Genomic DNA, 5200 nt, shown 5'->3' on the forward strand with positions numbered 1-5200 from the left:
CGCCGGCGGGAGCGCCGGCGAGCGGGTACCAGGTGAAGTCCGTGACGGTGGACTGCAGGTCCCGGATGCCGGCGTACACGGCACCGTTGCTGACCACGCCCTTGACCTCACGGCTGGCTTCGAGCCGGTACGCGTCGATGTCGTAGCACGAGGCGGGTCCGGCAGGGCCAGCCGGGCCCTGCGGTCCAGCCGGGCCGGCAGGTCCCGCAGGTCCTGCCGGTCCCGCAGGTCCTGCCGGTCCTGCAGGTCCCGTCGGGCCGGTGGCACCGCCACCCGGTCCGGGCGGGCCCTGGGGACCCTGCGGTCCTGCCGGCCCCGCGGGGCCTGCGGGTCCTGCCGGGCCGACGTCGCCCTTGTCGCCCTTCGGTCCCGCCGGTCCAGCCGGTCCCTGCGGTCCGGGAGGGCCGGTGGGACCCGCGGGACCGGTCGGGCCGGGCTGCCCGCCGTGGTTGGGCTCGCAGTCGTCGCCGTAGCCGCCGCCCTTGAGGGACCGGGCGGCCCGCGTCCCGCTCTCCATGGCGTGCTGGACCTGCCCGTCGACGTACGCGCCGACCTCGCCCATCTTGGGGTGGTGCGGGCCGTGCGGGCCGTCCGGGCCTTCCGGACACTCGCCGCCCATCGGGGCGGCGGCGCTCGACGCGGCGGGCCCGCCCGGGGCCATCGCCATGGCGGGGCCCGCCATTCCCGTCAGGACGAGGGCGAGCGAGGCGACGGCACCGCCGGAGACCCAGGCGCGACGTCGGGCGAGCGGACCCAGGGGAGACCTGGTCCTGAGATCAGGACGCATGCATGCACTCCTTCGTGACCGGCTGTAACCGGATCGGGGGATCATGTGGAAGCGCGTTCGGCTTCACCAGTGGTCATCGGATCGCGATTGCAAGCTCTTGAGGATCGAGTGGCTCAATCAACTCCACGGCCTATGGCTGATATCGGATGGGTGCATGCGCGGGAGCGAATCCTCTTCCGTCTCCCGGTGTGCCGTGTTCGAGCGACAGGGGCCTGTACGTACGGTCACCGGGTCATGAGGTCACCGGGACCGATTGCCCGGGAGTGGTGTTGCCGTGAAGCCGTCGATCTGCCTCTGCATGATCGTCAAGAACGAGGCCCGCGTCATCGAACGCTGTCTCGCCCCCGTCCGCGAGCTGATCGACACCTGGGTCATCTCCGACACGGGCTCCACCGACGGGACCCAGGAGCTGATCCGCGCCGCCCTCGCCGGCATCCCGGGCGAGCTGTGCGAGGAGCCGTGGGTGAACTTCGGCCACAACCGCAGCCTGAACATCGCCCGCGCCCGCGGCCGGGCCGACTACCTGCTGCTCCTCGACGCCGACCACGTCCTGCGCCAGGACGGCCCGCTGCCCGCCGCCGACGGCCCGCTCGCCGACGCGTACATGATCCGCCACCGGGGGCCCGTCGAGTACCGCATCAAACGCCTGGTCAGAGGCGATCTGCCATGGCGGTACGAGGGAGTCACCCACGAGTACCTGACGGCCGACCGGGACCACGTCCAGGAGAACCTGGACGCCCTCGTCATCGAGGACCACGCCGACGGCGGCTCGCGCCACGACAAGTTCGAGCGCGACGCCCGCCTGCTGAGCGCCGAGCTCGACCGGGACCCGACGAATCCCCGTACGGTCTTCTACCTCGCGCAGACCCTGCGGGACATGGGCCGCTCCGACGAGGCCGTCGCCCTCTACGAGCGGCGCGCGGCCATGGGCGGCTGGGGCGAGGAGGTCTACGTCTCCCTGCTCCAGTCGGGCGTCCTGCGGGCCGACGCCGGAGACTGGCCGGCCGGGATGGACGCCCTGACGCGCGCCTGGGAGTCGCGGCCCGAGCGCCTCGAAGCCTGCTACGAGCTGGCGGCGCGGCTGCGGAAGCTGCGGCGCCACCAGGCGGCCCACGCCGTCGTGTCCGCCGTCCTGGACCGGGGGATGCCGGACGACGTGCTGTTCACCCAGCCGTGGGTCTACCGGTGGGGGCTGCTCTTCGAGTACTCGATCACCGCGTACTGGGCGGGCGACCACGCCGCCTCGCTCGCCGCCTGCGACCGGCTGCTCGCACTGCCGGACCTCCCGGAGAACTACCGCGAACAGACCCTCGCCAACCGGGCGTTCGCCGTCCGGCGCCTGACCGGGACCGCCGCCCCCGCCCCCGCCCCCTGAACGGGCGGGGGCGGGGCCGGCGGCGGTGCGTCAGCGGACCCGGGAGCGGGACTCCATCGCCCCGCGGGCCGCGTGCTCGTCCTCGTACACCTCGCACATGTGCCGGCCGTCCGGCGTCGCCGTGTGCTCGACCTCCCAGAGGCTGACCTCGCTGCCGTCGAGCAGCAGGAACTGGTGCTCGTAGAGGGTGAAGCCGGCGTCCCGGCCGCCCTCCACCGGGCAGTGGCGCCCGAAGGCCTGCGTGATGTGGTGCGCGAAGGCCAGCCGGAGACGGCGGGCCGTCCGCTCGCCCGGCCGGTCCGCGTTCTCCGCGCGACGCAGGACGCGGCGCGCGTGGTCGGCGGAGTTGTCCGGCACGTACATCCGCGGCTGGGCCGGTATCGGGCGGGCCAGCAGGGCGCTCAGCAGCTCCAGGTCGTCGTCCTCGTCGAGGACGCGGCCGTCGGCGCGCTCCGCCGTCCAGCCCGGCAGCGGCCCGGCCGGGAGGCGGGAGGCGGCGAGCCGCGCCTCCGACTCCTCCGTGTACAGCTCGTGCTGCTCGGCGCCGTCCCGGCCGGTGTTGTGCACGAGCTCCCAGAGGCTGAGCGCGCTGCCGTCGGCGAGCAGATAGGTGTGGCGGTGGGTCGTGCGGTGCAGCGACGCGCTGTGGTGCGAGGAGTGCAGCGCGCTGGAGTGGGCGAGCGCCGTGCCGAGGCGCTCGACGGTCGAGTCGGGCAGGTCGAAGGAGTTGAGCGCCCGGCCGAGGAGCCGCTCAAGGTGCGTCTCGGTCGTCTCGTACGGATCGTGAGGATCCTGCGGATCGTTCAAGAGGGTCTCCAGGCCGTCGCCGCATGTCACTTGGTGCTTGCTTAACGTAGTCCCTGGGTCTGACATCGTGTCCGGGTTCCGGCAAAACGAAGGGCCCGCTCGCGAAGTTCCCGCCCTTTTTCTCCAACTCCCCTCCTCTTACCGGGAGTACGCGTCCGCCTCCGGGCCGTACAGCTCGCGGTACGAGGGGAAGTCGCCGCCCGGGCCGCGCAGGCCGCCCGGGGCCGCGAGGACCGCGCGGACGATCGCGCGGGTCACCAGGTCCGCGCCGGCCGCCAGGATCTCGTTCAGGGCGAGCGGCCCCGGCCCCTCCGGCAGCTCCCGCGCCCCGGTGGCGAGCGCGAAGACCGTGTCCCCGTCGTTCATCAGGTGCACCGGGCGCACCGCGCGCGCGATGCCGTCGTGCGCCGTGCCCGCGACCTTCTGGGCCTGGGCCCGGGTGAGGACGGCGTCCGTCGCGACGACGGCGAGCGTGGTGTTCAGCGGCGGCGGGGCGGACGCCTTCCGGGCCTCCGCGAGCCGCCGCAGGGCCGCCTCGTGGACCTCGGTGGCCGGGAAGGCGGGCCGGCCGGCCTCGAAGCAGCCGCCGTACGGGACGCCGTTCGTCGGGTCGACGGCCGAGCCGACCGCGTTCACCACCACGAGCGCGCCGACCGTGATCCCCGACTCCAGGACGGTGCTCGCCGTCCCCACACCGCCCCGCAGACCGCCGACCACGGCCCCGGTGCCCGCGCCGACCGCGCCCGTCTCCACGCGCGCGTGGTCCCCGCTCGCGGCGGCCGCCTCCACCGCCGCCCGGCCCGTCGCCGCGTCCGGGCGGGCCGCGAAGTCGCCGCCCCTGCCCAGGTCGAAGACGCACGCGGCGGGCACCACCGGCACCACGTGGGCCGGGTCGGGGCCCACGCGCACGCCCCGGTGCCGCTCCTCCAGCCAGGCCATCACCCCGGCGGCGGAGTCCAGGCCGTACGCGCTGCCGCCGGTCAGGACGACCGCGTCGATCCGCTGGACCACGTTCCGCGGGTCCAGCGCGTCCGTCTCCCGCGTGCCCGGCCCTCCGCCCCGTACGTCCACGGCGGCGACGACCCCGCCCTCCGGAGCCAGGACGACCGTGGTGCCGCTCAGCGCCCCGGGCCCGGCCACGCGCGCGTGGCCGACGCGCAGCCCGCTCACGTCGGTGATCGAGTCCTGACGGCCCGTCTCCTCGGGAAGTGTCATGTCCCCTGCCTACCACGCGTCTTGGCTCAGCGCTTGGGGCCGAGGTAAGTACCCCCGGAGGCATCGACCACGGTGCCGGTGATCCAGCGGCCGTCCTCCGAGGCCAGGAAGGCCACCGGATCGGCGATGTCCTCGGGCTGCCCGACCCACGGCAGTGCCTGACCGCCGATCAGCATCCCTTCGAGCTGGGGCATCGCGGCCATGGCGGCGGTGAGCGAGGCGGTCTGCGTCGGGCCGGGGGCGACGGTGTTGACGGTGATCCGACGCTCCCCGACCACGTTGGCGAGGGTGCGGGTGAAGGTCTCCATCGCCCCCTTCGTCATCGCGTACGCCAGCTCGTCGGCGAGGGCGATCCGGGTGACGGCGGACCCGATGTTGATGATCCGGCCGCCGTCCCGGAGCACCGGCAGCAGGCCCTGGACGAGGAAGTACGGCGCCCGGACGTTGACCGCGAAGACGCGGTCGAACTCCTCCGGGGTCTCGTCGGCGAGGTGCCCGCCGGAGGTGGCCGCGGCGGCGTTGTTGACGAGCACGTCGAGCGCGGCCTCCCCGGTGTGGGCGGCCAGTCCGGCCCGGACGCCCTCGACCAGCGCGAGGACCCCGTCGTGCGTGGCCAGGTCGGCCCCGACGGAGAAGGCCCGCCCGCCGTCCCGGACGATCAGGTCGACGGTCTCCTGCGCGGCGGCGGCGTCCCGCCCGTAGTGCACGGCGACGACCGTCCCGTCGGCGGCGAGCCGTCGGGCGACGGCCCGCCCGATGCCCCGGGAGGACCCGGTGACGAGGGCGGTACGGGTGGCGGTGCCGGTGGTGGTGTGCTGCTGCACGGCGCTCTCCTCGGGCTGCGGCCCGGGGCGTCTCCCCGGGGCACGGGAAGAACACTCGCGCGGCGCGCTGACGACCCACTGACCACCGACTGACGACCACCGACCGCTGCGGCCTGAGCCCCGCCGTTGTGGGCCCTGCGCCCGCCCCGTTGTGGGCATGCGTTCCGCTGGGGCAGGGGGGACCCCCTTGCC

At 74.5% G+C, this 5200-nt stretch carries 4 protein-coding genes and 1 pseudogene; 1 reads left to right on the plus strand and 4 read right to left on the minus strand.

Translation table 11 applies throughout. The annotated features are described in order from the left end of the window. Positions 1–787 (minus strand): annotated as a pseudogene (locus CCN56_RS42160) (collagen-like protein); the annotation flags it as partial. Between the two features lie 274 nt (positions 788–1061). Between CCN56_RS42160 and CCN56_RS29450 the strand changes: the two are divergent. Continuing rightward, positions 1062–2162, plus strand: a complete 1101-nt coding sequence (locus tag CCN56_RS29450) for a glycosyltransferase (RefSeq protein WP_256962226.1) — start codon at positions 1062–1064, stop codon at positions 2160–2162. A 30-nt stretch (positions 2163–2192) separates the two neighbouring features. On the opposite strand, the gene CCN56_RS29455 is transcribed toward CCN56_RS29450, so the two are convergent. From CCN56_RS29455 to CCN56_RS29465, 3 genes are all read right to left on the minus strand, one after another. Beyond that, on the minus strand, positions 2193–3035 hold the full coding sequence (locus CCN56_RS29455; protein WP_256962227.1) for a DUF6227 family protein: 843 nt from the start codon (positions 3033–3035) through the stop codon (positions 2193–2195). 72 nt (positions 3036–3107) lie between these two features. Beyond that, positions 3108–4184: a P1 family peptidase gene (locus tag CCN56_RS29460; RefSeq protein ID WP_086831000.1), complete on the minus strand. Its 1077-nt coding sequence runs from the start codon at positions 4182–4184 to the stop codon at positions 3108–3110. A 26-nt stretch (positions 4185–4210) separates the two neighbouring features. Continuing rightward, positions 4211–5008, minus strand: a complete 798-nt coding sequence (locus tag CCN56_RS29465) for an SDR family oxidoreductase (RefSeq protein WP_256962228.1) — start codon at positions 5006–5008, stop codon at positions 4211–4213. Between the last annotated feature and the right edge of the window lie 192 nt (positions 5009–5200).

Origin of the sequence: Streptomyces sp. NRRL B-24572, assembly GCF_002156145.1 — a bacterium.
GTDB lineage: Bacteria > Actinomycetota > Actinomycetes > Streptomycetales > Streptomycetaceae > Streptomyces > Streptomyces vietnamensis.

Excerpts from the sequence above, each read along its gene's own strand:
- CCN56_RS29455 (WP_256962227.1), bottom strand. The coding sequence starts at position 3,035 with ATGTCAGACCCAGGGACTACGTTAAGCAAGCACCAAGTGACATGCGGC.
- CCN56_RS29460 (WP_086831000.1), bottom strand. The coding sequence starts at position 4,184 with ATGACACTTCCCGAGGAGACGGGCCGTCAGGACTCGATCACCGACGTG.